Genomic DNA, 23,497 nt, shown 5'->3' with positions numbered 1-23,497 from the left:
ACCGCGCCTTCTCCCCACACCCGTTCACACGCTCCGCCGCCCAGCGCGCCCCCTAAGTTAGGACCATGCCTTCTCCGTCTCCCGTCGCCCTCACCCGGGCCGCCGCCGGGGCGCTGGCGGCGCTCCTGCTCGCCACCGGCTGCGGCGTCTCCCCCGACCGCCCGGCCGAACCCGACCCGCCCGGGGTCGAGCCCGCGGAACGCGACGTGCGCTTCGACAGCGGCCCCGACACGCTGCACGGCACGTTCGCCCTCCCCCGCGTGGTCGGCGACGCGCCGATCCCCGCCGCGCTCATCATCTCCGGGAGCGGCCCCACCGACCGCGACGGCAACAGCGAGCTGCGGCCAGGGGCCGATACCAACCTGAACCTCGCCCGGGTCCTAGCGGAGGCCGGCGTCGCCTCGCTGCGCTACGACAAACTCGGCAGCGGTACGACGGGCCTGGGCTCCCACGACGCGGAGGAACCCGTCCCCTACGAGGTCTTCGAAGACGAGATGGCCGACGCCTATGCCGAGCTCATCGCGCAGCCCGAGGTCGACCCCGGCCGGGTGCTCGTCGTCGGGCACAGCGAGGGCGCGCTGTTCGCCCTGCGCTCGCCCGAGGTGGTCGCGGAGCACCCGCCGGTGGGCCTCGTCCTCGCCGCCCCGGTCGGCGACCGCTACCTCGACACGCTCGACCGCCAGATCACCGAGCAGGTGCGCACGGCCGAAACCGCCCAGCAGATCGGCGCCACGGACGCCACCGACGTGCTCTCCAAGCTCCGCACGGGAATCGCGCGTATCCGCGCGGACAAGCCCCTGCCCCAGGAGGTCCCGGCGCCGCTGTCGCACATTCTCACCACCGCCAACGCCCCGTTCCTGCGGACGATCGACGCCATGGACCCGGTGGAGCTGGCCCGCGACCTGCCGCCGGAGACGCGCACGCTGGTGCTGTGGGGCACGGCCGACACCCAGATCGCGGAAGAGGACGTGGACCGGCTGATGGGCGGCCTGGACAACGCACGCCGGGTGGACCTCCCCGACGCCGACCACGTCCTCCGCCTCTACGACGACTCCCCCGGCGTCTCGGTCCTCGACGCTGACCGCGAGTTCTCACCCGAGGTCGCTCCGGCCGTGCGGGAGTTCCTCGACGGGGTGGTGTGAGCGTGCCGGGGATACCCCCCGGCCCGGCCCGCCTATTCCTTGCTGTCCTTGATCCCTTGGACGACGTCCCGGGCGAGCTCCTCGGCCCCGGCCAGGGCGTCGTCCCCGGGGATCGACTCCTCGGCGTTGAAGTCCGTCGCGGCGGTGTAGCAGGTCTCCGCGTACACGTTGGAGACTCGAACGCCCACACAGCCCCAGTCGTAGCCGCTGGTGGAGTCGCTCCAGGAGTAAGCCTCGTCGCCGAGGTCCGCGAGCTTGCTCGCGTCGTGGTCCTTGGTCGCCTCCTTGAGGGCGGCGGTGGCCTGCTCCTCGGCGTTGCGCTCGGCGTCGCCCGTGTTGCTCACGAGGACAAGACGCGCCGCCGCCGGGGCATGGCCGCCGTCCTCGGCGGTCGCCCACCGGCACTCATTGGCCTCGCGTCCGGTGCCCTCCAGGTTCTTGACCTGCTGGTCGACCTCGGCCGTCCGGTCGGGCACGAGCGTCTTGAGCGCGTCTCCCCGCCCGACCGCGCACTTCGGCGCGTGCTCGTAGTCGCCCCCGGCGCTGCTGAGGACGACGACCGTCCACACCCCGCCGACGAGCAGGGCGAGGACCACGATGGCCAGCCCCGCGATCATGGCGATGGCGCAGCCCCGGTTCTGCTTCGGGGCCGACTCCACCGGAGGAGCGTCGGTCTGCCCCGACGCGGGGTCACCCGGCTGCCCCATGGGAGCGGGTTGACCAGGGTGGCCGTGCTGGCTCTGCTGGCTCTGCTGGCCCGGCTGGCCATATTGGCCCGGTTGACCGGGCTGTCCCGGAGCCTGGCGCCCCGGTACGCCGAACTGCCCCTGCGGTCCGTGCGGAGCGGGCCCCGGGTGTCCGGCCGGAGCCGACGCTCCGAGCGGGGTCGCGGGGCCGGAGGGGTGCTGCGGGACCGACGGAGGAGGCGCGGGCGCCGCTCCTTCAGCGGCCGCGGGCGGCACCTGCGGGTGCTGCCCCTTCTCGGGATCGGGCCGAGCCTCCGGGGCGTGCGAATCGGACGGTGACCCGCCATTCGGTCCGGTCGGTCCTCTGTCAGGGCCACCGGAAGGTGGCTGGGTCATGGACGCCTCCGTGTCATCGCGCCGACGCGCCTCGTCGATATTCCAGGGGCCTACGGTACTAGGCATTCCGTCCGCCACCGGATGCAGTCCGAGGAATCGACCCCGAAGCGGACGCGACCGCCGCTGGCCTGGGGATGTGCCTGCTCGGCGCCACCGACCAGCGGAGGGAGCTACAGGGAATCGGCGACCTGTTCGGCGACGTCGACCGCTCCGTCCCGCGCCGCCCCGAAGGACAGCGGCTTTCCGCCGGTATCCGCCGCGCCTCCGTAGGAGACCCGAACCACCAGGTTGTCCCTGCGGAAGACCAGCTCGGCCGTTCCCTCGTCCGCGCCCGGCCACACCAGCGCGTCCTCACCGAGCGAGGGCAGCGGGGCGGCCCCCTCCACGTCGGAGATGGTCGTGGACCGCTCCATCTCCCGCGCGGCGGCGGAGGCACCCGTGACGTCCCCGGCCTTGTCGGTGAAGCGCGCCTCGAAGTCGACGCGGAGGAAGCGCGGCGCGGCGCCGTCCGCGCCCACCGACGTCCAGGCGCACATGGCTCCGTCGGCGTCGCTCAGCGGACCGTGTTCGTTGGTCTCCAGCCGCCCCGAGGGCACAACACCCTCCACGGTCTCGGCGGCGACCACCGCGCACTCCGGCGCGGTGGAGAACGCGTCATCGGGTCCGGCCCCGAACGCCGGACCGTCCTCGCCCCACCACAGCCCCGCCGTGACCGCGATCGCGGGGACCACGACCACGGCGGCGGCCACGAGAAGCGCCTGCTTGATCCGCGCCCCAGGCGGCGGCCCGGCGCGGCCCGCAGCGAGCCACGCCCCGCCGCTCCGCGGCTGCTCCTGATCGGCCTGCGGCTGCTCCACCGGGCGTCAGCCCACCACGATGTTGACGAGCTTGGGGGCCCGCACCACGACCTTGCGGATCTGCTTGCCCTCGATGAACGCCTGGGCCTTCTCCGAGGCCAGCGCCAGGCGCTCCAGTTCCTCCTCGGAGATGTCCGGGGGCACCTGCAGCTTGTCGCGAACCTTGCTCGCCACCTGCACGACGCAGGTCACGGCCTCCTGCACCAGCAGGTCGGGGTCGGCGGCGCGCCAGTTTCCGATGGCGACCGAGCCGCTGTGGCCCAGGCGCTCCCAGCCCTCCTCCGCGACATAGGGGGTGAACAGCGACAGGGTGACCGCGATGACCTCGGCGGCCTCGCGGACCGCCGGGTCGGCGGCGCCGGGGCCGGAGTCGATGGCCTTGCGCGCCGCCGTCACCAGCTCCATGACCCGGGCGATGGCGACGTTGAAGCGCTGGGCCTCGATCGCCGCCGTGATCTTGTCGATGGTCTGGTGGGTGGCCTTGCGCAGCTCCCGGTCGCCGGTGGACGGGTCGGTCCCCGGCGCGGAGGCGGCACCGGCCAGCGCCATCACGCGGAACGCGCGGTTCAGGAACTTCAGCGACGCGGCCGGGGACACGTCGGCCCAGTCGACGTCGTCCTCGGGCGGCCCGGCGAACAGCATGGTCAGCCGGACGGCGTCGACACCGTAGGTGTCGATCTCCGCGCCCAGGTCGACGCCGTTGCCCAGGGACTTGGACATCGCCTTGCCCTGGTTGATGACCTGACCCTGGTTGAGCAGCTGCTTGAACGGCTCGGTGAAGCCGACCAGCCCCATGTCGTGGAGCGCCTTGGTGAAGAAGCGCGCGTACAGCAGGTGGAGCGTGGCGTGCTCCTTGCCGCCGATGTAGTTGTCCACCGGCCCCCAGCGGTCGACCAGCTCGCGGTCGAAGGGGGCGGTGTCCAGCTGCGGCGAGCAGTAGCGGAGGAAGTACCAGGACGAGTCGACGAACGTGTCCATGGTGTCGGTGTCGCGCGTGGCCGGACCGTCGCACTTGGGGCAGTCGACGTTGACCCAGTCGCTGGCCGCGGCCAGCGGTGAGATGCCCTTCGGGGCCAGGTCGGCGCCCTTCAGGTTGTCGGGCAGGCGCACCGGCAGCTGGTCGTCGGGGACCGGGACCTCGCCGCACTCGGGGCAGTGGACGATCGGGATCGGCGTGCCCCAGAAGCGCTGGCGGGACAGCAGCCAGTCGCGCAGCCGGAAGTTGACCGTGCCCTGGCCGGTGCCGCGCTCCTCCAGGATGCCGATGATGCGCTCGATGGCCTCGTCCTTGCCCAGGCCGTCCAGCGGGCCGGAGTTGACCAGGGTGCCGTCGCCCGCCGTGGCGATGCCGGTCTCGGCGGGGTTCGGCTCGCCGGTGTCGACGACGACCCGCACCGGCAGGTCGAACCTGAGGGCGAAGTCCAGGTCGCGCTGGTCGTGGGCGGGCACCGCCATGATCGCGCCGTGGCCGTAGTCGGCCAGGACGTAGTCGGCCGCCCAGACGGGCATGCGCTCGCCGGTGACCGGGTTGATGGTGTAGCGGCCCAGGAAGACGCCGGTCTTGGGGCGCTCGGTGGACTGCCGCTCGATGTCGCTCAGCTTGGCGACCTGCGCGCGGTAGGCGTCGAACTCGGCGCGCTGCTCCGGGGCGCACAGCTCGTCGGCCAGCGGCGCGTCGGCGGCGACGACGAAGAACGTGGCTCCGAACAGCGTGTCGGGGCGGGTCGTGAAGACGGGGACGGGCTCCGCGCGGCCCTCGATCTCGAAGCGGACATCGGCGCCGTGGGAGCGGCCGATCCAGTTCCGCTGCATGGTCAGGATCTCGTCGGGCCAGTTGCCGCCCTCCAGCTGGTCCATGTCGTCCAGCAGGCGATCGGCGTAGTCGGTGATGCGGAAGTACCACTGGTTCAGGCTGCGGCGCACCACATCGGAACCGCACCGCTCGCACTTGCCCTGCACGACCTGCTCGTTGGCCAGCACGGTCTGGTCCTGCGGGCACCAGTTGACCAGGCCGTCCTTGCGGTAGGCCAGGTCGCGCTCGAAGAAGCGCAGGAACATCCACTGGTTCCAGCGGTAGTACTCCGGGTCGCTGGTGTGCAGGCGCCGGGTCCAGTCCACCGAGATGCCGTAGCGACGGAACGACTCGGCCTGGGTCTCGATGTTGGCGTAGGTCCAGGCGGCCGGGTGGCTGTCGTTGCGGATGGCCGCGTTCTCGGCGGGCAGGCCGAAGGAGTCCCAGCCGATGGGGTGCAGGACGTTCGCGCCGCGCTGGAAGTGGTAGCGCGCGATGACGTCGCCGATGGCGTACACCTCGGCGTGCCCCATGTGGAGGTCACCGGAGGGGTAGGCGAACATGTCGACGACGTAGCGGCGCGGACGGTCGTCGGCCGGGCTGTCCTCGGCGAGGAAGGGGTTGTCCTTCTCCCACCGCGCCTGCCACTTCTCCTGGAGGGCGCGAGCGTCATAGACGTCGCTCGTCACCTGGTCTCCATCTACCGCTGTCATCGCTCGAATGTCCTCTACCGGGTCGCAACTGAGGGGCACATCGTGTCTGGGGAGTGCGTCATGATCCGACCGCGCGCCCCTGGGCCGGGCCCGCGGTGGTGTCTCCTCCAGCCGAGTGACTGTGCTTCACAGGTTAGCGCGACTGCCGGGAGGACCTCGACGCCATTTCCCGAGCGCCACGCCGCGATCCGGCCCCGCGGGGTCCGCTCCGCGGCGCGACACGCCCCGCGCCGCCGTTTACGCCGCCTACCTTGGGATTCCCTGAACACGCGGGGGATCCGGTCCCTCCACGGCCACGCCGGTGGGACAATAAAGCCGCGCAAGCGGTCGCCCACTGCGGCGACTCCGTTGCGCAGTGTCGCACACCGCCGTGCGCCCGCCGTACCCGTGACCTGTCACGCCACGGATCCGGCCACGCGCCTCTCACAGATCCGCAGCGTCCATAAGTCATCCATCAGCATTCGGAGAGCAGCTGACCATGACCGTCTTCGCAGGGGCCCGCCGAGCCGTCCGGTTCATGTCCATCGCCGCGCTGGGGCTCGGTCTGGCATTCGGAGCCGCGGCCTGTGGTGGTGACCCAGAGATCGATTCCGCGTCCGGTTCCGACCCCGCCGCGGTCACGGGAGAGGACACCGACCGCGTCCAGCTGACCGAGGGCGTGCCCTTCGAGCTGAGCACCGGCTCGGACGAGACGACGTCGCTGACGCTGGCCGGTTACAAGGAGGGCGATGACCCGGCGGTGGTGATCGCGGTCGACGGCGCCGCGGGCTCCGAGGAGCACACGCTTCACCTCGGCGACGAGATGGCGATCGGCGACAGCACCTGGCGCGTCTCCGAGATCGGCATGAACAACGACGACTCGCGGCCGGGAAGCGCCACGCTGACGCGGGACGAGGGCGGCAAGCAGGAGTAGCCGCACCCCCGGGCGCCGCCTCCGTAGTTACTGTGCGGTAAAACAGTGATCGGGAACACTCACGTGACCGGGGACGCCCACATGCGCCACGGGCACAGGACCGATGTACTCCGTAGGAGGCGCGATGCTCAACCTGTCCGTACTTCTCGAGGACGGCGCCCGGAACACGCCCGACCGAGACTGCCTGGTCTTCGGCGACCTGCGGCTCAACTACGCGCTGACCGACATGATCGCCAACCAGGTGGCCAACCTCCTGGTGGAGCGCGGGATCAAGCCCGGTGACAAGGTCGCGCTGGCCAGCCCCAACGTCCCCTACTTCCCGTTCGTCTACTTCGGCGCGCTCAAGGCCGGCGCCGTGGTGGTTCCGCTGAACGTGCTGCTCACCCCGCGCGAGATCGCCTACCACCTGGAGGACTCCGGGGCCAAGGCGCTGTTCGCCTTCACCGGTGCGCCTGAGCTGCCGCTGGGAGAGCGCGCGTTCTCCGCGTTCGGCGATGTCGACACCTGCACCACCTACATCGACCTGCCGGCCACGCCTGGGGCCAAGGAGTCCACGATCGAGGGCGCCGAGACGTTCTGGGCGGCCCTGGACGGCCAGCCCGGCACCTTCAGCTCCGTGCGGACCGAGGCCGACGACACCGCGGTGATCATCTACACCAGCGGCACCACCGGCACCCCCAAAGGTGCCCAGCTCAGCCACAACAACCTGCTCTACAACGCGGTGGCCTCCGACGCCCTGTTCAGCCATGCCTCCCAGGGCCACGACGTCTGCCTGACCGTCCTGCCGCTGTTCCACATCTTCGGCCAGACCACGATGATGAACGTCGCCCTGTACCGGCACGCCACCATCGTCCTGATGCCGCGCTTCGACGGCGACGAGGCGCTCTCCCTCATGGAGAAGGAGAACGTCACGATGTTCGCCGGTGTGCCGACGATGTACTGGGGCCTGCTCGGCGCCAAGGGCGAGCACGACACCGCCGCCATCGCCGGCAAACTGCACACGGCGGTCTCCGGCGGGTCGGCGCTCCCCGGTGAGCTGGCCCGCAACGTCAAGGCCAAGTACGGCGTCGACATCCTGGAGGGCTACGGCCTGTCCGAGACCTCGCCCGTCGTCTCCTTCAACAACCCCAAGGTCAAGGCCAAGACGGGGTCGATCGGCCGGCCGATCTGGGGCGTGGAGATGAAGCTCGTCGACAGCACCTTCAACGACATCGAGGGCGAGGGCCCGGGCGAGATCGCCGTCCGCGGCCACTGCGTGATGAAGGGGTACCACAACCGCCCCGACGCCAACGAGCAGGTCATGAAGGACGGCTGGTTCCGTACCGGCGACATCGCCCGCCGCGACGACGAGGGCTTCTACTTCATCGTGGACCGTTCCAAGGACATGATCATCCGCGGTGGGTACAACGTGTACCCGCGCGAGCTCGAAGAGGTGCTGATGACGCACCCCGAGGTCAGCCTGTGCGCGGTCGTCGGCGTGCCGCACGAGACGCACGGCGAGGAGATCAAGGCCTATGTGATCCGCGAGGAGGGGGCCACGCTCAGCGAGGACGATCTCGTCGCGTGGGCCAAGGAGCGGCTCGCCGCCTACAAGTACCCCCGCCAGGTGGAGTTCCGCGACGAACTGCCGATGACCGCCACCGGCAAGATCCTCAAGCGCGACCTGCGCTGATACGGCGCCGCCGCCCCTGGCGAGGGGCCGGGGGCGGCGCCACGGGTGCGCTCAGGACAGTGGACGCCACAGCGAGTCGCACACCGTGCAGCGGAACTCGATGCGCCTGCCGCACGACCTGCAGTGCGGCCCGGGGCCGTAGCCCGCGAGGTCGTCGGCGTGCCGGTCGGCGAAGAACCGCAGCTCCATGCACACGTTGCACCGGATGCGCACGCTCGTCGGGCTCTTGGGCCATGGATGGTCCGGTTCGATGGTGTGCTCCTCGTGCTGTGTGCTCATGGCGCGCTCACGGTCCTCATCCGCCTACTGACCTTCCACCCCGGTTCCTTGCCTTTCCTCCGTTGATCTCGGGGATATCGACCGAATACTCGCCGGTATTCGGTCGATATCCCCGAGATCAACGGAAGGGCGTGCACACACTTCATCCCGTGCCGCGTACCCGCGCGACCAGCCGTTCCACGCGATCGGCCGCCTCCGCGAGCCGCGCTTGGGAGACGGCGCCGCTCCGCACCGCCGCCAGCAGCCCGTCGCGCGCGGCCGCGAACATCTCCTCGTCGCCCGCCCCGGCCGTGGACGGATTGCCCAGACAGAGCAGATCGGCACCGGCCGCCAGCGCGGCCACGGCGCCCCGGGCCAGGTGCTCAGGCATGTCCGTGGCCCCGGTGAAGGCGGTGAGCCCGCGCATGTCCAGCGCGTCGGTCACGGCCACACCGGTGAACCCCAGTTCCGCGCGGAGCAGCCCGTAGACGCGCGGCGACACGCTGGCCGGGACCGTGCCGTCCAGGGCCGGGATGCCGATGTGGCCGACCATCACCATGTCGACGCCCGCCGCGATCGCGGCGCCGAAGGGCGCCAGCTCCCGACGCCGCAGCGTTTCGAGGTCGATGTCGATGACCGGGAGGTCGACGTGGGAGTCGACGCGCGTGTCGCCGTGGCCGGGGAAGTGCTTGGCCGTGGCCGCCACCCCGGCCGCGTGCAGTCCCGCGATGAACGCCGCCCCGTGCCGGGCGACCGTGTCGGGGTCGGCACCGAAGGCGCGCATCCCGATCACCGGGTTGGCGGGATCGACGTTGACATCCATGACGGGCGCGAGCGCGGCGTCGATGCCGACCGAGCGCAGTTCGCGCCCCATGGCCTCGGCGACCTCGCGGGTGTGCGCGGTGTCGTCGTCGGCGCCGAGTTCGCCGTGGCCCGGGTAGGGCGAGCCGGTCGCGGCGTGCAGCCGGGTGACGGTCCCGCCCTCCTCGTCGCAGGCGCGCAGCAGGTCCGGGCACAGCTCGCCCAGTTCGGCCGACAGGCGCGCGGGGGCGTCGGCGAGGTTGGGGGTGAAGTACAGGACAGAGGCGAGGCCGTCCTCGATCGCGCGGGCCAGCCACGGCGGCACCGTGGTGCCGGTGAACCCCGGCATCAGGACCGTGTGGACCATCCGGACCAGCCGCCGCTCCCCGTGTCTCTCGCCGTCGGGTCCCGCCACCGCCGTCATCCCTTCACCGCTCCCTGGACGAGTCCGGAGACCAGTCCGCGCTGCACGATCAGGAAGAACACCATGACCGGGACGGTGATGATCGTGGATGCGGCCATCAGCGCGCCCCAGTCGGTGGTGTGCTCCTGGAAGAACTGGCGCAGGCCGACCGCGACGGTGAACTTCTCCCCGTCCTGCAGGAACGTCAGCGCCAGGATGAACTCGTTCCAGGCGACGATGAAGGAGAAGACGCCGGTGGCCACCAGCCCCGGGGCGACCAGGGGGAACAGCACCGACCAGAACATGCGGGGCCAGGAGGCGCCGTCGATGTAGGCGGCCTCTTCGACCTCGACGGGGACGGCGGCGACGAACCCGCGCAGCATCCAGATGGCGAACGGCAGGGACATCGCGATGTAGACGATGCTCAGGCCGATCAGCGAGTTGAGCATCCGCAGGTCGCTGGCCTGGAGGAAGAGCGGGATGACCAGTGCCTCCAGCGGGACCATCTGCACGATGAGCACCATGACCAGCACACTGGTGCGGAGCCGGAAGCGGAAGCGCGCCACGGCGGTGGCCGCGAACAGCGCCAGCAGGCTGCTGCCCACGACCGTGATGAGCGCGACGAGCAGCGAGTTGCGCAGGTAGGTGAGGAACCCGGCCTCGGTCAGGACATAGGTGAAGTTCTCCAGGGAGACGGCCTGGGGCACGAGCGCGTCGGTACCGGAGACGGCGCGTTCCGATACCCCGCTGACCAGCATGAAGTAGGCGGGGAAGAGGGTGAAGACGAGGACGGCGGTGATCGCCGCCGCCCGTCCGGCGGCCCGCGCGAGGCCGCCCGCGCGACGGGGACGGGGCCGCGTCCGGGCGGCGGGCTCTCCAGCCGCGCCCGAGCCGGCACGCGTTCCGCTCGGCTCCTCGGCAGCTCGCTCGACCAGGCGGCTCATCGCAGTTCGTCCTCTCGGAACAGGGCGCGCACGTAGGCGATGGTGATCGCGAGCAGCAGCAGGGTCAGCATGACCGCGATCGCCGATCCCATGCCGTAGCTCTGATGGCTGAAGGACCGGATGTAGGACCACACGCCCAGGTTGAACACCTCCTGGTTGCCCCCGGAACCGCCCGGCATCAGGTAGACCTGCGCGAACACCTTGAAGTCCCAGATCGTGGAGAGGATCGTGACGACCGCGAACACCGGGCGGATAGTCGGCACGGTCACGTACCAGAACCGCTGCCAGGCCCCGGCGCCGTCGATCAGCGCCGCCTCGTACAGCTCGCGCGGGATGGTGAGCAGCCCGGCGAGCACGGTGACGGCCACGAACGGGAAGCCGTGGTGGATGACGTTGAGGACGACGATCGCGTAGAACCACAGCCGGTCGGCGAACCAGTTGAAGCCGTCGGGGCCGAGGAGCCCGAGGGTGGTCAGGGCGTTGCGGACCACGCCGCGGTCGACGTCGAAGATCCAGATCCAGACGTAGGTGCCGGTGACGGCCGGCATCGCCCAGGCGACCATGACACAGCTGATGACGATGGTCCGGGCGACCGGCCCGAGCGTTCGCAGCAGCAGCGCGACGAGCGTGCCCACGACCACCGTGCCGCCGACCGCGAACACGGCGAACACGACCGTGTTGGGCAGCACGACCTTCCACAGGTAGGGCTCGGTGAGCAGCTCGAGGTAGTTGGCGCCCCAGTTGTAGTCGGTCTCGCCGGTGTAGATGTTCCTCAGGTCGTAGTGCTGGAAGGACAGCCACACCACGCGGCCGAGGGGGAACAGCAGCAGCCCGCCGATGACGAGCAGCCCGGGGGCCAGCAGCCCCCAGGGCAGCCACCGGCGGACCGACCGCGCCGACGTCCGGCCGCGGCGGCGGGGCGGCGGAGGGTCGTCCCGCGCGGCGGTGGGCCGGGTACCGACGGCGGCACTCACGTGTCAGGAGCCTTCGTTGAGGGTCGTCTCGATCTCCTTGGCGGCCTTGGCTGTGGCGTCGTCAAGGGAGGCCTTGTCATTGAGGATGGACTGGATCATCCGGGGGATGACACTGTCGCCCTCGACCTTGCCGAACTTCGGTGAGGCCGGCAGGCCCTTGCCGGCGTCGCGCATCTGGACGGCGAACGGGGCGACGAGCGGGTCCTGGGATTCGGCGAAGGGGGCGAGCTGCTCGGTCTTGCCGGGGAAGTAGGTGCTCTGCTCCGACCACAGCGCCGCGTTCTCGTCGTTGGTCAGCAGCTCCATATAGGACCAGGCGAGGTCCTCGTCCTCCGTGCCGGACATCATCGCCAGGTGCGAGCCGCCGACGAAGGAGGGGCTGTAGCCGCCATCGGGGCCGGGGATGGGGAAGACGCCGAGCTTGCCCTTGAGCTCGGGGTTGGTTTCGATGACGGCGGCGGGGGTCCAGCTGCCGGAGACGGCCATGGCGACGTTGCCGTCGGTGAAGTTGTCCAGGACGTCGGTCTCGCGCCAGGTGCTGGCGCCGGTGCTGGAGACCTTGTCCTTCAGGGCGAGGTCGGTGTAGAAGGACAAGCCCTCGCGGGCCTCTTTCTCGTCGAGGGGCGAGGTCCACGTGCCGTCGGTCCCGCGCACGGCGAGTTCGCCGCCGGCGCCCCAGATGAACGGCAGCGCGTGGTAGTAGGCGTCGCCCGCGACCGGGAAGGCGGTGATGTCGTCCTTCTCCTCGGAGATCTTCAGCGCGGTCTCCCGCAGCTGGTCCCAGGTGGTGGGCTCCTCCAGGCCGAGTTCGTCGAAGATGTCGGTGCGGTACATGATCGAGCGGACGCCCGCGTACCAGGGCAGGCCATAAAGCTTCCCGTCGACGGTTCCGGCCTCGACCAGGCCCTCGGAGTAGGCGGCGGTGTCGCCGACCCGGTCGGTGATGTCGATGAGCGCGCCGGATTGGGCGAACTCCGGGGTCCAGGTGGTCCCGACCTCGGCGATATCGGGCAGACTGCGTCCGGCGATGGCGGTGACGAACTTGTCGTGGGCGTCGGCCCACTGCACGAACTCGACGTTGACGTCGGCGCCGGTCTGCTGTCGGAACTGTTTGGCCACATCGGCGAAGTACTCGGTGGCGTCGGGGTTGGTGCCCTCCATGATCCAGACGTCGAGGGTCCCGCCGTCCGCGGACCCGTCTCCCCCGCCGCCTCCGCAGGCGGTGGCGAGCAGGGCCAGCGCGGTACCGAGCACGGCGACGGACCGGGCGTGCGTTCGTGCCATCGGAGATCTCCCGTCCACTCAGGGTCCCCCGCGGGTTGGTAAGAAACCTACGCAAAAACCAATCGACTGTGAAGACGGTCCACCGGCCGATCACCGTCCCCGCACGATCTGTCGTCGCAGACGGCAGGTGAACACCGTATCGGGCGCGTGCGGGGCGGGCTCAGAACGAACACGGCATGGCCTTGATGCCGTTGACGAAGTTCGAGACCAGCCGTTCTGGCTTGCCGGTGGAGTGGATGGTGGGGAGGCGCCGGTGCAGCTCGCGGAACATGACGGTGATCTCCCGGCGGGCGAGGTGCGCGCCGAGGCAGAAGTGGGGGCCGGGGCCGCCGAACCCGAGGTGCGGGTTGGGGGTGCGGGTGATGTCGAAGCGGTGGGGGTCGTCGAAGACGGCCTCGTCGCGGTTGGCCGAGGCGTAGTAGAGCACCGCCTTGTCCCCGGCGCGGTAGTGGTGGCCGTTCATTTCGTGGTCGCGGGTGACGGTGCGGCGCATCCACACCACGGGCGAGGCGTGTCGGATGATCTCCTCGACGGCGGTGGCGGCGTGCGCCTCGAAGTCCGACCACCACAGGTCGCGTTGCTCGGGGTGGAGCGTGAGCAGCTTGAGGCCGTGGCTGATGGCGTTGCGGGTGGTCTCGTTGCCGGCGACGGCCAGCAGGACGAAGAAGGAGCCGAGCTCGGCGTCGGTCAGTGACTCGCCGTCGATGTTGGCGTTCACCAGCGCCGAGGTGAGGTCGTTGGTGGGGTGGGCGCGGCGCTCGGCGGCGAGTTCGCTGAGCAGCCCGGCCAGTTCGGATCCGGCGGTGAGGAGCCGCCCCAGGGCGGTGTCGATGTCGTCGCCGAGGTAGTCGCGGTCGTGTCCCGCGAGCACGATGTTGGAGTTCTCGAACACCATCCGGTGGTGGCGCTCGGGGATGCCCATCATCTCGCAGATGACGACGAGCGGGAGGCGGGCGGCGGCGTGGGCGACGAAGTCGCAGGGGCCGGTCTGCTCCAGCTCGGCGACGATGCGCTCGGCCTGGCGCTGGACGTCGTCCTCCAGCCGGGCGAGCATGCGGGGGGTGAAGCCGCGGGAGACGATGCGGCGCAGCCGCGCGTGCCGGGGGTCGTCGACGTTGATCATCGAGCCGAAGAACTCGCCGAAGCCCTCGGGCATGTCGGGAATGGAGACCGCGCTCGGTTCGGAGGCGAAGACCTGCGGGTTCCTGCTGGCTTCGACCACGTCGGCGTGGCGGACGAGAGCGTAGTAGCCGGGCCCGCTGGGAATCGGGCCGAGGTCGGGCTCGGTGAAGAACACGGGGGCCGGCTGGGCGCGCAGCCGGGCGAAGGCGGCGTGGCGCTCAGCGCTGGGGCGGCTCCAGAACTCGATGTCGGAGAGGTCGATGTCGTCGAGGGGGGCAGGTCGGGTCACCGGAGTCATGGGGGGTGTCCTTTCCCTCGTTCCCGCCGCCCCGAGGGGTCGGGGTGGCGGAGAACGGAGTGCGCTGGCTCACCCCCACACTCTTTACATTTCAGTTATTCATGTCAAGCGAGGCGTCGCATTTGCCCGCTTTCTCCGTATTCTCAGCGCGCCCCGGTCACTCCGCCAAGCCGCACGCGATGCGTAGCGTCGAAATGAGCTCGGCCGGCTTGTACACGGCCTGGCCGATGGCCGCGCAGAAGGCGGCGAGCATGTGCACGTAGATCACCGGATCACCGTTGGTGAACCGCTCGGCCGCCTCCTCCTCGCCCAAGGAGTAGGCCTCCCACACCGTGACCACCGCGAACTCGATCTCCGGGGCGAGCATGTCGGCCACCGCCGCGGCCACGGCCTCGCGCGCGTCGGCCGGCTTCCACACCACCCCGGTCTCCTGGACCCGCCGCGTCAGGAAGGTGGCGAAGACCTTCAGGTCGGAGGTGACCTCGGCGGCGTCGTCACCGATGCCGGCCACCGCGCCCTCCAGTCCGTCACGGTCCTTGCGCACATAGGCGTCGACGAGGGTGACGGCGAGCTGCTTGACGCGGTCGGCGTTGTCTGCGTCGTCTGTTTCAGGCATATCTCCATCATGCCCGTGCTGACGGCAATGATCGCCGCGGTCGTCCCTCCGTTGATCTCGGAGATATTGGGGTCCCACGAGCGATTTTGACCCCAATATCTCCGAGATCAACGGAGGGACGGTGACTTCGGTGGTCAAACGTCAGTAGCCGGGCACGCCCCGCACGCGATCAGGTGAAGTCGGGCCGCAGCGGCATGTGCGCGTCGGTGCCGTCGAGCTTGACCCCGAGGATCTGGTGCAGCTGCACCACGTCGCGCTCGAACCCGAGGATGCACCCGGCCATGTAGAGCCGCCACACCCGCGCGGTGCCCTCGCCGACCTGGGCGACGGCGGCGTCCCAGTTGGCCTCCAGGTTGTCGCACCAGCCGCGCAGCGTCAGCGCGTAGTGCTCGCGGAGGTTCTCCTGGTGCCGAATCTCGAAGCCCGCGTCGTTCATCGACGTCTGCAGGACGCCCGGCCCCTCCAGCTCGCCGTCGGGGAAGACGTAGCGGTTGATCACGCCGCCGGGGAACATCGGGGGCAGGTCGTTGCGCGGCCGGGTGATGCAGTGGTTGAGCAGGCGGCCGCCCGGCTTGAGCTTGCTGTACAGGCCGGCGAAGTAGGAGTCGATGTTCTTGTGGCCGATGTGCTCGGTCAGGCCGATGGAGCTGATCCGGTCATAGATGCCGTCGGGCACGTCCCGGTAGTCCATGTGCCGGACCTCGGCCAGGTCGGACAGGCCCTCCTGGGCGATCTTCTTGCTCGCCCACTCCGCCTGCTCCTTGGACAGGGTGACGCCCAGCGCCTTGACGCCGTACTCGCGGGCGGCGTGCCGGACCATGCCGCCCCAGCCGCAGCCCACGTCCAGCAGCCGCATGCCGGGCTGGAGGTCCAGCTTCTTGGCCACCAGGTCGTACTTGTCGAACTGGGCCTGCTCCAGGGAGGTCTCCGGAGTGGCGAAGACGGCGCAGGTGTAGGTCATCGACGGGCCGAGCACCAGCTCGTAGAACGCGTTGGAGACGTCGTAGTGGTGGTGGATCACCTCGGCGTCGCGGTCCTTGGAGTGCCGCACGCCCCGGCCGAACAGGCGCTTGCGGGTCATCTCCTGCGGCGGCGGGGGAACGCGGTTGACGAACTTCACCCACCCGATGTCCTTGGCGATCTTCACCATCTCCAGCGGGGAGATGTGCAGGCCGTCGCCGATGGCCAGGTCCCACATCCGCTTCAGGGCGGTGTACATGTCGCCCTCGAGGTCGAGGTGGCCGCCCACATAAGCCCGGGTCAGGCCCATCGCCCCCGGCGACTGGGCCAGGTAGTTCAGTGCCACCGGGGTGCGGACGACGATGGTGACATCGCTGTCCGGGTCCCCCGCTGTGCTGCCGTCATAGGCGCGGAACCGAACGGGCGCATTGGCGCCAACCACACGTTCGAAGACCTCCGCTAGCCGCATGCTCGTTCCCTTTCGTCACCTCAGTGCCGGACCAGTCCCCCGCAACCGGTCGGCGATTCACTTGTTACCGACACACTTCTCATAAAGCCCCAGAAGCCGCCCATCGGGGTCGTAGGCCTGCTTCAGGCGCTGGTATGCCTCGCCGTTGTACAGGCGCCAGAACTCCTCCTCGGAGTAGAAGGCGTCGGAGTACAGGGACTTGTGCCCATCGAGCCGTGCGACCTCCTCTTCCACCATCCGGTTGTGGTGGGCGCGGCGCTGCCCCGGTTTCATCTCGACCATGCCCCAGAAACCGAAGTTGATGTAGAGGCGGTCCTGCTCCAGCGGGTACAGCGGCCACACGTGCGGCTCGCCCTCGACCGGCGCGGACCGCTCGCGCAGCCGCAGCGGGCACATCCAGACCGGCGTCATGCCGATCTCGGCGTGGAAGAAGTCGAGGAACTCGGCGCCGCGCTCCACGCCGACCTCGATGTCCTGGATCAGCGGTTCCGACTGCCGCTTGCCCGTGTAGTGGGCGAGCAGGCGGCTGAAGTCGGTACGCCGGTCCAGCGCCACCAGCTTGCGGTAGACGTCGGAGCGCTTCAGGGAGCGCGGCCAGAAACGGCGCACGGTCGGGTTCTGCACGCCGAACGCGCGGGAGCACCAGAACCAGTCGGTGTCCCACCGCCACAGGTAGTCGTGGATGGTGAGGTAGTCCCCGGGGCCCGGCCCCGCGTAGCGCGGGATCGACGTGTAGTAGACGTCGTTGCCGGTGTAGTCACTGGCCCAGGGGGCGCTGTCGACGAACGCGGCCAGGGTCAGGTAGAGCTCGCCGGGGCCGAACGCGACACCGTCGATGAAGTCCACCGGCTCGCCCTCGTACTCGGCGTCGGCGCAGATCCGCGCGAAGGCGTCCATGGCCTCCTTGGCGTCGCCGAAGCGCAGGTGGCGCAGGTGGACATAGGGCTTGACCGGCTCCAGCTCGATGCGCAGCCGCAGCGAGTACCCCAGCGTGCCGTAGGAGTTGGGGAACCCGTGGAACAGGTCCCGGTACTCGTTGTCGCGCCGGGCCACCACGGTGTCGCCCGCGCCGGTGAGGATCTCGATCTCCTGCACCGACTCGTGCGGGAGCCCGTTGCGGAAGGACGAGGCCTCTATACCCATCCCGGTGACCGCGCCGCCCAGGGTGATGGTGCGCAGCTGCGGCACCACCAGCGGCATCAGCCCGTGCGGCAGGGTGGCGGCGACCAGGTCCTCATAGGTCGTCATCCCGCCGACCTCGGCGACGCGCTCGACCGGGTCGACGGAGAGCACCGAGGAGAAGGCGCTCACGTCGAGCGGCCGGGTAGCCGAGGGGTCGCGGAAGCGGAAGAGGTTGGAGGTCGGCTTGGCCAACCTCACCGGGGCCCCGGGGGGCAGCGCCGCGTAGTCGCGCCGCAGCCGCTGGACGGCTTCGACGTGCTCGGCGAAATCTCGTTGCGAAGGCTGACGAATCACGTTCACCCGCTCTATTCACCCGCTTCAGACGCTGTTCGCGCCCCTGTTCTGCACGGCTCGCACACCGAAAGGGCGTAAGCCGTCCGTCAGCCTACGCCTACCCATCGGTAGCGCCAGCACGCCCGGTATTGTTCCGCCCCCATCGCCTTGTGTCTCCCTTCTCACAGGCGAAATCGCGGTTTCGTTGCCTATACGTGAGCGGAGACACGCATCGGTGTGTTTCCTCCCCCCATTCTGTCCCGGACACCACACGACATCCATGACATTTATCCGCCCCACGCCGGAGACCGCCTATGATCGGCTAACGTGCGCATCTCCCTCGTCGACTCCGGCATCGGCATGCTGTCCACCGCCGCCGCGCTGCGCGCGGCCCGCCCCGACGCCGACCTGATCCTGTCCATGGACCCCGACCACATGCCGTGGGGGCCGCACCGGCCCGACGACGTGATCGGGCGGGCGCTGGCCGGGGCGCGGGCCACGGCCGACGCCGGTCCCGCCGCGATCGTGGTGCCCTGCAACACCGCCTCCGTGCACGGCCTGGACGCGCTGCGCGCGGAGTTCGAACCGGACGTCCCCGTCATCGGCACCGTCCCGGCGATCAAACCGGCCGCCGCGCACGGCGGCCCCATCGCGGTCTGGTCCACCGTGGCCACCACGCGCAGCCGCTACCAGGCCGACCTCGTCGAGCAATTCGCCGCCGGACACACCGTCACGCCGGTGGCCTGTGTCGGGCTCGCCGAGGCCGTGGAGAGCGCGGACGCGGCCGCCGTCGCCGACGCCGTGGGCTACGCCGCCGAGCGCACCCCCGCCGACGTCACCGCCGTCGTCCTCGGCTGCACCCATTACGACCTGGTCGGCGACGAGATCTCGGCGGCCCTGGGGCACCGCGCCGAGCTGTTCAGCGCGGCCGACGCCGTGGCCGCGCAGACCCTGCGCCGCCTGGGCCTCGATCCCACTCCGGAGGCCCCCCGCACCGGCACCGTGAGCGTGCTGGCCAGCGGGCGGCCGAGCGCGCTGCCCGCCGCGGCACTGAGCTACCCCGCGGGCGCGGCTCTGGCCGTGCCCGCGGTGCGCACCGGCGTCTGAGGCACCCCGAACCCGTTGCCCCGCGGACACCGAGGACGATCGCGCCCGATTGACTGACAGAGGGAGCGGATAGACTCGGGCCAACCGAGGCCGGGAGGCGTCGGGCACGGCGACTCGGGAGGAGAGCACGGCGCACATGGGATGGCTGGACCGTTTCGGACTCCGCAAGGCCAAGCGGCAGAGCAATGCCCGATTCGACCGCGCCGCCGAGGATTCGGATGTGAAGGCGCTCATCGACTTCGCCAAGAGCCGGGTGGGCGTGGAGTTCTACGTCGAGCCCGAGACCTTTGCCACCAGCACCACAGCGGTCGCGGTGGCCAGCAACGGCGAGTGGACCCGCCGACGGGTCGGTTCCCCCGACGTCATCCGCAGGGTCGCCCGCAACCTCGCCGCCCCTGTCTACGATGTCCAGGTCGTGGGCTACCCCAAGCGCATGCGCGAGTGGACCGCACGCAACAAGCGCGGACTGTCCCTGGACGACTGACCCCTGAAGTCCCCGTGGCCCCTGCCGCCGGGCACGAGAACAGACCCCGAGAAGGAAGTCGTCGCGCCCCATGAGCGCCCCAGGCACTAACGGCATGCCCAGGTGGCTGCCCCGGGCCATGATCCTCGCCATCTGGATCGTGATCGTCTTCGGCGTGGCCGGATGGATGCTGCTCCAGCTCCGCGGCCTGCTGATCCTGCTGTTGATCTCGTTGTTCCTCGCACTGGCCCTGGAACCCGCGGTCAACTGGCTCAACCAGCGCGGCTGGCCGCGGGGGCTGGCCACCGCCGTGGTCCTGCTGGGCGCCTTCGGCGTCTTCCTGCTGTTCGTCAGCGTCCTGGGCTCGATGCTCATCGGGCAGGTGCTGGACTTCGTCAACCAGCTCCCCGCGATGAGCAGGGCGCTCCTGCGCTGGGTCAACGCCACGTTCAACACGTCGTTCGACCCGGTGCTGCTCCTGGACGAGATCTCCGACCTCAGCGGCACACTGGAGCGCTACGCCAGCAGCGCCGCCGAGAACGCACTGGCCGCCGGCACCACGGTGCTGACGCTGGTGTTCAACGGTCTGGCGATCGCGCTGTTCACCTTCTACCTGACCGCCGACGGGCCGAAGTTCCGCCGGACCCTCTGCTCGGTCCTGCCGCCCCGGACGCAGAGCGAGGTGCTGCGCGCCTGGGAGATCGCCATCAGTAAGACGGGCGGGTACATCTACTCCCGCGCGCTGCTGGCGCTGATCTCGACCGGGGCGCACTATGTCGCGCTGCTGGTGCTGGACGTCCCCTACGCGTTCGCGCTGGCGCTGTGGATCGGCGTGATCTCCCAGTTCATCCCGACCGTCGGCACCTTCATCGGCGGCGCGCTGCCCGTTCTGGTCGCCCTGCTGCAGGGGCCGTTCGACGCCATGTGGCTGCTGATCTTCATCACGCTGTACCAGCAGTTCGAGAACTACCTGCTGCAGCCGCGGATCACCGCCCGCACCCTGGACATGCACCCGGCGGTCGCGTTCGGGTCGGTCATCGCGGGCGCCGCGATCCTGGGCGCCCCGGGCGCGCTGCTGGCGCTGCCGGTCGGGGCGAGCCTGCAGGCGTTCCTCGGCGTCTACATCAAGCGCTACGAGGTGGCCGAGCACCCCCTGCTCGACGCCGTCGAGGGTGTCGAGGAGACCGAGGAACCGGCGGAGGAGAAGACCGCACAACGTCCAGCGGTCGCCACCGGGAGCGGCGGAAACGACCCCGTCGAGTGAAAAAGCGCAATCTATCGCACATTGACACCGCGTTTCCAGAGGTATGCGGGAAAATATTTCCGCTACCCCGCTTTTTGGCCGTTGATGACGACAGTTTGCAGAACTCCTTCGGCCAACCGGTTCCCTTATGAGGGGTACACGTCGCATACTCCCTGAGGAGGGGGAGTGAAAGGATGAAGCGGGATCTCACCGCCCTGTGCTGCGATTGTGGCGCGATCCGACAGGTCAGCGCACATAACGGCATAGGCGAAGCACAATCCGCGTACGGGCACGCGCGCTGCGTGGTCCGCCGGGTGTGCCGGTCCTGCGGATACCGGACCGACCACGCCTACCTACGCGACGATGCCGACCGCGACGAACTGGAGGACGCGCTCAAGCTCGACGACGCCCTCGCGGCCGAGGCACTGGACGAGGAGGTCGAGCAGCTGCGGCTATGCGGGATCGACATCGGGCACGCCCCGGTCCCCGCCATTTGGGACGGACAGCCGGTGGGCATGGTCACCCAGCGCCTGTCCGACCGGTCGTACGCCATCGTGCTCGACCCGGAGTCCTCGGTCGTCGCCCGGCTCAAGCTCATCGACATGATCTGGAACGAGCTGTCCATCGGCGACAACGAGGACCGCTGGTACATCCAGCCCGCCGAGGACGACTCCCCCGGCTACGCCGTCCGCCTGTTCGGCTACCGGGTGCGCCGCTAGGCCGCGTCCTCCGAATCATTCCGGGCTCGCGGTCACCGGAGCCGCCGCCAGGCGGCGCAGGGCGGCGCGGGCGACCTCGGGGTCGGTGGTGCCCCAGTACGGGGGCAGCGAGGAGCGCAGGAAGCCGCTGTAGCGGGCCTTCGCCAGGCGCGGGTCGAGCACCGCGACCACACCCCGGTCGTTCATCGAGCGCAGGAGGCGCCCGGTGCCCTGGGCCAGCAGGAGCGCCGCGTGGGTGGCGGCCACGGCCATGAACCCGTTGCCTCCGTGCGCGCCCACGGAGCGCTGGCGCGCCGAGGCCAGCGGGTCGTCCGGGCGCGGGAACGGGATCCGGTCGACGATGACGAGCTGCAGCGACGGCCCCGGGACGTCGACCCCCTGCCATAGCGACAACGTGCCGAACAGGCAGGACTCCTCGTCCTCGGCGAAGCGGCCGACCAACTGGCCGGTGGAGTCGTCGCCCTGGCACAGGATCTCGAAGTCGAGACGCTCCCGCAGTTCCTCCGTGGCCTGGGTGGCGGCCCGCATCGAGGAGAAGAGGCCGAGCGTACGCCCGCCCGAGGCCTCGATCAGCTCGGCGATCTCGTCGATGTAGCTGGGCGCCAGGCCGTCGCGGCCCGGTGTCGGCAGGTGCTTGGCGACGTACAGGATGCCGCTGCGGGCGTGGTTGAAGGGAGATCCGACGTCCAGGCCCCGCCAGCGCGGTTCGCCCGCCGACGTGGGGTCCGGCTCCGCCTCATCGGACTCCGTGGCCTGAGTGGCCTCGGCGTCCGACGCGTCGGTGCCGGGCCGGGGGTCGTGGACGGGCCCGGCGGCGCGACCACGGGCCGCCGCGGGACGTGCCTCCTGCGCTTCCAGGACGGTCTGCCGCCCCAGGCCCCACTGCATGGCCAGCGTGTCGAAGGTTCCGCCGAGCGCGAGCGTGGCCGAGGTCAGCACCGCCGTGCGGTCGCCCCACAGCTTCTCGCGCAGCAGGCCGCCGACGGCCAGCGGGGCGACGTGCAGGCTCGGCGCCTGTTTGCCGCCCTTCGCCAGCCAAACGACGTCGCGGCGGTCGCGCAGCGGCGGTTCGAAGGACTCCAGGACGCCCACGGCGGAGTCGTGGACCTCCTCCAGCGCGGCCAGCGCGAGCTTGCGCGCCGTGGTGGTCTCCGGGTCCTGCTCGCCGCTGGCCGGGCCGATGGCGGTGATGCAGGCGTGCGCGGCGTCGCGGACACTGGCCACCGCACCGGCCAGGCCCTCGGGGATGTGGTCGATGCGGCCGGGCTCCTCGTCGGCGAACATCAGCCCCAGGCCCTCGCCGGTCTCGGTCAGCCGATCGGTGAGCCCCGCCTCGCAGAGCCGCGCGGCACGCTTGGCGGCGGTGGTCACCGACCGCTCGCTCAGGGCGAGGGTGGCCACGGACGTCACCCGGTCGGTGAGCTCGTGGGCCTCGTCGACTACCAGCACGCGGTGGTCGGGCAGCAGCTGGTAGCCCTGCATCGCACCGATGGCGAGCATGGCGTGGTTGGTGACGACGATGTCGACGCCTCCGGCGTCGGCCCGCGCCTGCTCGGCGAAGCACTCCTGGCCGAACGGGCACGCCGACGCGCCCACGCACTCGTTGGCGGACACCGAGACCTGCCGCCAGGCGAGGTCGCTGACCCCGGGCACCAGTTCGTCGCGGTCGCCGGTGATGGTCACGTCGGCCCACTCGTGCAGGCGTTTGACCTGGCGCCCCAGCGACGAGAGCTGGTGCGGGTCGAACAGGGCGGCGTCCTCGGGCTCGTCATCGGCGGTCTGCAGGCGCTGCCGGCACAGGTAGTTGCGCCGCCCCTTGAGGATGGCGAACGTGGGCTCACGCCCGAGCAGCGGGGACAGGGCCTCGGCCAGGCGCGGAAGGTCCCGGTCGATGAGCTGGCGCTGGAGGGCGATGGTGGCCGTGGAGACGACCACGGTGGAATCGGTGCGCAGCGCGTGGTGGATGGCGGGGACCAGATAGGCCAGGGACTTCCCGGTGCCGGTCCCGGCCTGCACCACCAGGTGCTCCTCGGCCGCGATGGCGTCGTCGACGGCGGCGGCCATGGCCACCTGGCCGTCGCGGCGCGCGCCGCCGAGCGCGCTGACCGCGGCGTCCAGCAGGGTTTCGACATCGGGAAGTTCAGTCACATAAGCAAATCTAGTGCCCTGTGGAGACGGATGCGTCGGTCGTCCACACATCCCGGGGCGGC

General features: G+C 70.3%; 20 protein-coding genes. 7 read left to right on the top strand and 13 right to left on the bottom strand.

The features are described from left to right. The first annotated feature begins 65 nt into the window (after positions 1 to 65). Positions 66 to 1,142 (top strand): alpha/beta hydrolase family protein, encoded by a 1,077-nt coding sequence (locus CDO52_RS10200; RefSeq protein WP_017621062.1) that lies wholly within the window; start codon positions 66 to 68, stop codon positions 1,140 to 1,142. A 32-nt stretch (positions 1,143 to 1,174) separates the two neighbouring features. Here CDO52_RS10200 and CDO52_RS10195 read toward each other — a convergent pair whose 3' ends face one another. The 3 genes from CDO52_RS10195 to leuS form a co-directional block, all read right to left on the bottom strand. After that, positions 1,175 to 1,849 (bottom strand): hypothetical protein, encoded by a 675-nt coding sequence (locus CDO52_RS10195; RefSeq protein WP_017621061.1) that lies wholly within the window; start codon positions 1,847 to 1,849, stop codon positions 1,175 to 1,177. A gap of 545 nt (positions 1,850 to 2,394) precedes the next feature. Next, positions 2,395 to 3,081: a hypothetical protein gene (locus CDO52_RS10190; protein WP_094932340.1), complete on the bottom strand. Its 687-nt coding sequence runs from the start codon at positions 3,079 to 3,081 to the stop codon at positions 2,395 to 2,397. Positions 3,082 to 3,087: 6 nt separating this feature from the next. Next, positions 3,088 to 5,586 (bottom strand): leucine--tRNA ligase, encoded by a 2,499-nt coding sequence (gene leuS / locus CDO52_RS10185; RefSeq protein ID WP_026126256.1) that lies wholly within the window; start codon positions 5,584 to 5,586, stop codon positions 3,088 to 3,090. Positions 5,587 to 6,064: 478 nt separating this feature from the next. On the opposite strand from leuS, the gene CDO52_RS10180 reads away from it, so the two are divergent. Continuing rightward, positions 6,065 to 6,499 (top strand): DUF6406 domain-containing protein, encoded by a 435-nt coding sequence (locus CDO52_RS10180; RefSeq protein ID WP_017621057.1) that lies wholly within the window; start codon positions 6,065 to 6,067, stop codon positions 6,497 to 6,499. A gap of 124 nt (positions 6,500 to 6,623) precedes the next feature. After that, positions 6,624 to 8,171, top strand: a complete 1,548-nt coding sequence (locus CDO52_RS10175; protein ID WP_017621056.1) for a long-chain-fatty-acid--CoA ligase — start codon at positions 6,624 to 6,626, stop codon at positions 8,169 to 8,171. Positions 8,172 to 8,222: 51 nt separating this feature from the next. On the opposite strand, the gene CDO52_RS10170 is transcribed toward CDO52_RS10175, so the two are convergent. From CDO52_RS10170 to CDO52_RS10130, 9 genes are all read right to left on the bottom strand, one after another. Continuing rightward, positions 8,223 to 8,450 carry a hypothetical protein gene (locus tag CDO52_RS10170; protein WP_017621055.1) on the bottom strand — a complete coding sequence of 76 codons (228 nt, stop codon included), beginning with the start codon at positions 8,448 to 8,450 and terminating at the stop codon, positions 8,223 to 8,225. 142 nt (positions 8,451 to 8,592) lie between these two features. Further along, positions 8,593 to 9,654, bottom strand: coding sequence for a glycoside hydrolase family 3 protein (locus tag CDO52_RS10165; RefSeq protein ID WP_017621054.1), 1,062 nt, complete (start codon positions 9,652 to 9,654; stop codon positions 8,593 to 8,595). Next, a complete protein-coding gene (locus tag CDO52_RS10160; protein WP_017621053.1) occupies positions 9,651 to 10,577 on the bottom strand; it encodes a carbohydrate ABC transporter permease in 927 nt (308 codons plus the stop codon). Before CDO52_RS10160 ends, CDO52_RS10165 begins: the two co-directional genes overlap by 4 nt. Further along, positions 10,574 to 11,551 carry a carbohydrate ABC transporter permease gene (locus CDO52_RS10155; RefSeq protein ID WP_017621052.1) on the bottom strand — a complete coding sequence of 326 codons (978 nt, stop codon included), beginning with the start codon at positions 11,549 to 11,551 and terminating at the stop codon, positions 10,574 to 10,576. Before CDO52_RS10155 ends, CDO52_RS10160 begins: the two co-directional genes overlap by 4 nt. 3 nt (positions 11,552 to 11,554) lie before the next feature. After that, complete coding sequence (locus tag CDO52_RS10150; protein ID WP_017621051.1) at positions 11,555 to 12,835, bottom strand: sugar ABC transporter substrate-binding protein; 1,281 nt, start codon at positions 12,833 to 12,835, stop codon at positions 11,555 to 11,557. A gap of 160 nt (positions 12,836 to 12,995) precedes the next feature. Continuing rightward, positions 12,996 to 14,255 carry a cytochrome P450 gene (locus CDO52_RS10145; RefSeq protein ID WP_017621050.1) on the bottom strand — a complete coding sequence of 420 codons (1,260 nt, stop codon included), beginning with the start codon at positions 14,253 to 14,255 and terminating at the stop codon, positions 12,996 to 12,998. A gap of 157 nt (positions 14,256 to 14,412) precedes the next feature. Continuing rightward, on the bottom strand, positions 14,413 to 14,871 hold the full coding sequence (locus tag CDO52_RS10140) for a hypothetical protein (RefSeq protein ID WP_017621049.1): 459 nt from the start codon (positions 14,869 to 14,871) through the stop codon (positions 14,413 to 14,415). Positions 14,872 to 15,040: 169 nt separating this feature from the next. Next, the gene (locus tag CDO52_RS10135; protein ID WP_017621048.1) at positions 15,041 to 16,300 is read right to left on the bottom strand and encodes an SAM-dependent methyltransferase; all 1,260 of its coding nucleotides are present in this window, start codon (positions 16,298 to 16,300) and stop codon (positions 15,041 to 15,043) included. 57 nt (positions 16,301 to 16,357) lie between these two features. Further along, positions 16,358 to 17,782 carry an FAD-binding oxidoreductase gene (locus CDO52_RS10130; RefSeq protein ID WP_017621047.1) on the bottom strand — a complete coding sequence of 475 codons (1,425 nt, stop codon included), beginning with the start codon at positions 17,780 to 17,782 and terminating at the stop codon, positions 16,358 to 16,360. A gap of 300 nt (positions 17,783 to 18,082) precedes the next feature. Here CDO52_RS10130 and CDO52_RS10125 point away from each other — a divergent pair, with 300 nt between their 5' ends. The 4 genes from CDO52_RS10125 to CDO52_RS10110 all read left to right on the top strand — a co-directional run bounded on the left by CDO52_RS10125 (position 18,083) and on the right by CDO52_RS10110 (position 21,287). Next, positions 18,083 to 18,862, top strand: coding sequence for a glutamate racemase (locus CDO52_RS10125; RefSeq protein WP_017621046.1), 780 nt, complete (start codon positions 18,083 to 18,085; stop codon positions 18,860 to 18,862). Between the two features lie 136 nt (positions 18,863 to 18,998). Then, positions 18,999 to 19,346: a hypothetical protein gene (locus CDO52_RS10120; protein ID WP_017621045.1), complete on the top strand. Its 348-nt coding sequence runs from the start codon at positions 18,999 to 19,001 to the stop codon at positions 19,344 to 19,346. Positions 19,347 to 19,416: 70 nt separating this feature from the next. Next, positions 19,417 to 20,589 (top strand): AI-2E family transporter, encoded by a 1,173-nt coding sequence (locus tag CDO52_RS10115; RefSeq protein ID WP_033301840.1) that lies wholly within the window; start codon positions 19,417 to 19,419, stop codon positions 20,587 to 20,589. Between the two features lie 173 nt (positions 20,590 to 20,762). Continuing rightward, positions 20,763 to 21,287: a DUF6315 family protein gene (locus CDO52_RS10110; protein ID WP_026126253.1), complete on the top strand. Its 525-nt coding sequence runs from the start codon at positions 20,763 to 20,765 to the stop codon at positions 21,285 to 21,287. Positions 21,288 to 21,302: 15 nt separating this feature from the next. Here the strand turns inward: CDO52_RS10110 and CDO52_RS10105 are convergent, their stop codons facing one another. Beyond that, positions 21,303 to 23,435 (bottom strand): ATP-dependent DNA helicase, encoded by a 2,133-nt coding sequence (locus tag CDO52_RS10105; RefSeq protein WP_017621042.1) that lies wholly within the window; start codon positions 23,433 to 23,435, stop codon positions 21,303 to 21,305. Between the last annotated feature and the right edge of the window lie 62 nt (positions 23,436 to 23,497).

This window comes from Nocardiopsis gilva YIM 90087 (genome assembly GCF_002263495.1).
Taxonomy (GTDB): domain Bacteria; phylum Actinomycetota; class Actinomycetes; order Streptosporangiales; family Streptosporangiaceae; genus Nocardiopsis_C; species Nocardiopsis_C gilva.
The sequence above is the reverse complement of the archived record's forward strand: the minus strand, read 5'-3'. Positions and strand labels throughout refer to the sequence as shown.

Excerpts from the sequence above, each read along its gene's own strand:
- CDO52_RS10200 (WP_017621062.1), top strand. The coding sequence starts at position 66 with ATGCCTTCTCCGTCTCCCGTCGCCCTCACCCGGGCCGCCGCCGGGGCG.
- CDO52_RS10195 (WP_017621061.1), bottom strand. The coding sequence starts at position 1,849 with ATGGGGCAGCCGGGTGACCCCGCGTCGGGGCAGACCGACGCTCCTCCG.
- leuS (WP_026126256.1), bottom strand. The coding sequence starts at position 5,586 with ATGACAGCGGTAGATGGAGACCAGGTGACGAGCGACGTCTATGACGCT.
- CDO52_RS10180 (WP_017621057.1), top strand. The coding sequence starts at position 6,065 with ATGACCGTCTTCGCAGGGGCCCGCCGAGCCGTCCGGTTCATGTCCATC.
- CDO52_RS10175 (WP_017621056.1), top strand. The coding sequence starts at position 6,624 with ATGCTCAACCTGTCCGTACTTCTCGAGGACGGCGCCCGGAACACGCCC.
- CDO52_RS10170 (WP_017621055.1), bottom strand. The coding sequence starts at position 8,450 with ATGAGCACACAGCACGAGGAGCACACCATCGAACCGGACCATCCATGG.
- CDO52_RS10165 (WP_017621054.1), bottom strand. The coding sequence starts at position 9,654 with ATGACGGCGGTGGCGGGACCCGACGGCGAGAGACACGGGGAGCGGCGG.
- CDO52_RS10160 (WP_017621053.1), bottom strand. The coding sequence starts at position 10,577 with ATGAGCCGCCTGGTCGAGCGAGCTGCCGAGGAGCCGAGCGGAACGCGT.
- CDO52_RS10150 (WP_017621051.1), bottom strand. The coding sequence starts at position 12,835 with ATGGCACGAACGCACGCCCGGTCCGTCGCCGTGCTCGGTACCGCGCTG.
- CDO52_RS10145 (WP_017621050.1), bottom strand. The coding sequence starts at position 14,255 with ATGACTCCGGTGACCCGACCTGCCCCCCTCGACGACATCGACCTCTCC.
- CDO52_RS10140 (WP_017621049.1), bottom strand. The coding sequence starts at position 14,871 with ATGCCTGAAACAGACGACGCAGACAACGCCGACCGCGTCAAGCAGCTC.
- CDO52_RS10135 (WP_017621048.1), bottom strand. The coding sequence starts at position 16,300 with ATGCGGCTAGCGGAGGTCTTCGAACGTGTGGTTGGCGCCAATGCGCCC.
- CDO52_RS10120 (WP_017621045.1), top strand. The coding sequence starts at position 18,999 with ATGGGATGGCTGGACCGTTTCGGACTCCGCAAGGCCAAGCGGCAGAGC.
- CDO52_RS10115 (WP_033301840.1), top strand. The coding sequence starts at position 19,417 with ATGAGCGCCCCAGGCACTAACGGCATGCCCAGGTGGCTGCCCCGGGCC.
- CDO52_RS10110 (WP_026126253.1), top strand. The coding sequence starts at position 20,763 with ATGAAGCGGGATCTCACCGCCCTGTGCTGCGATTGTGGCGCGATCCGA.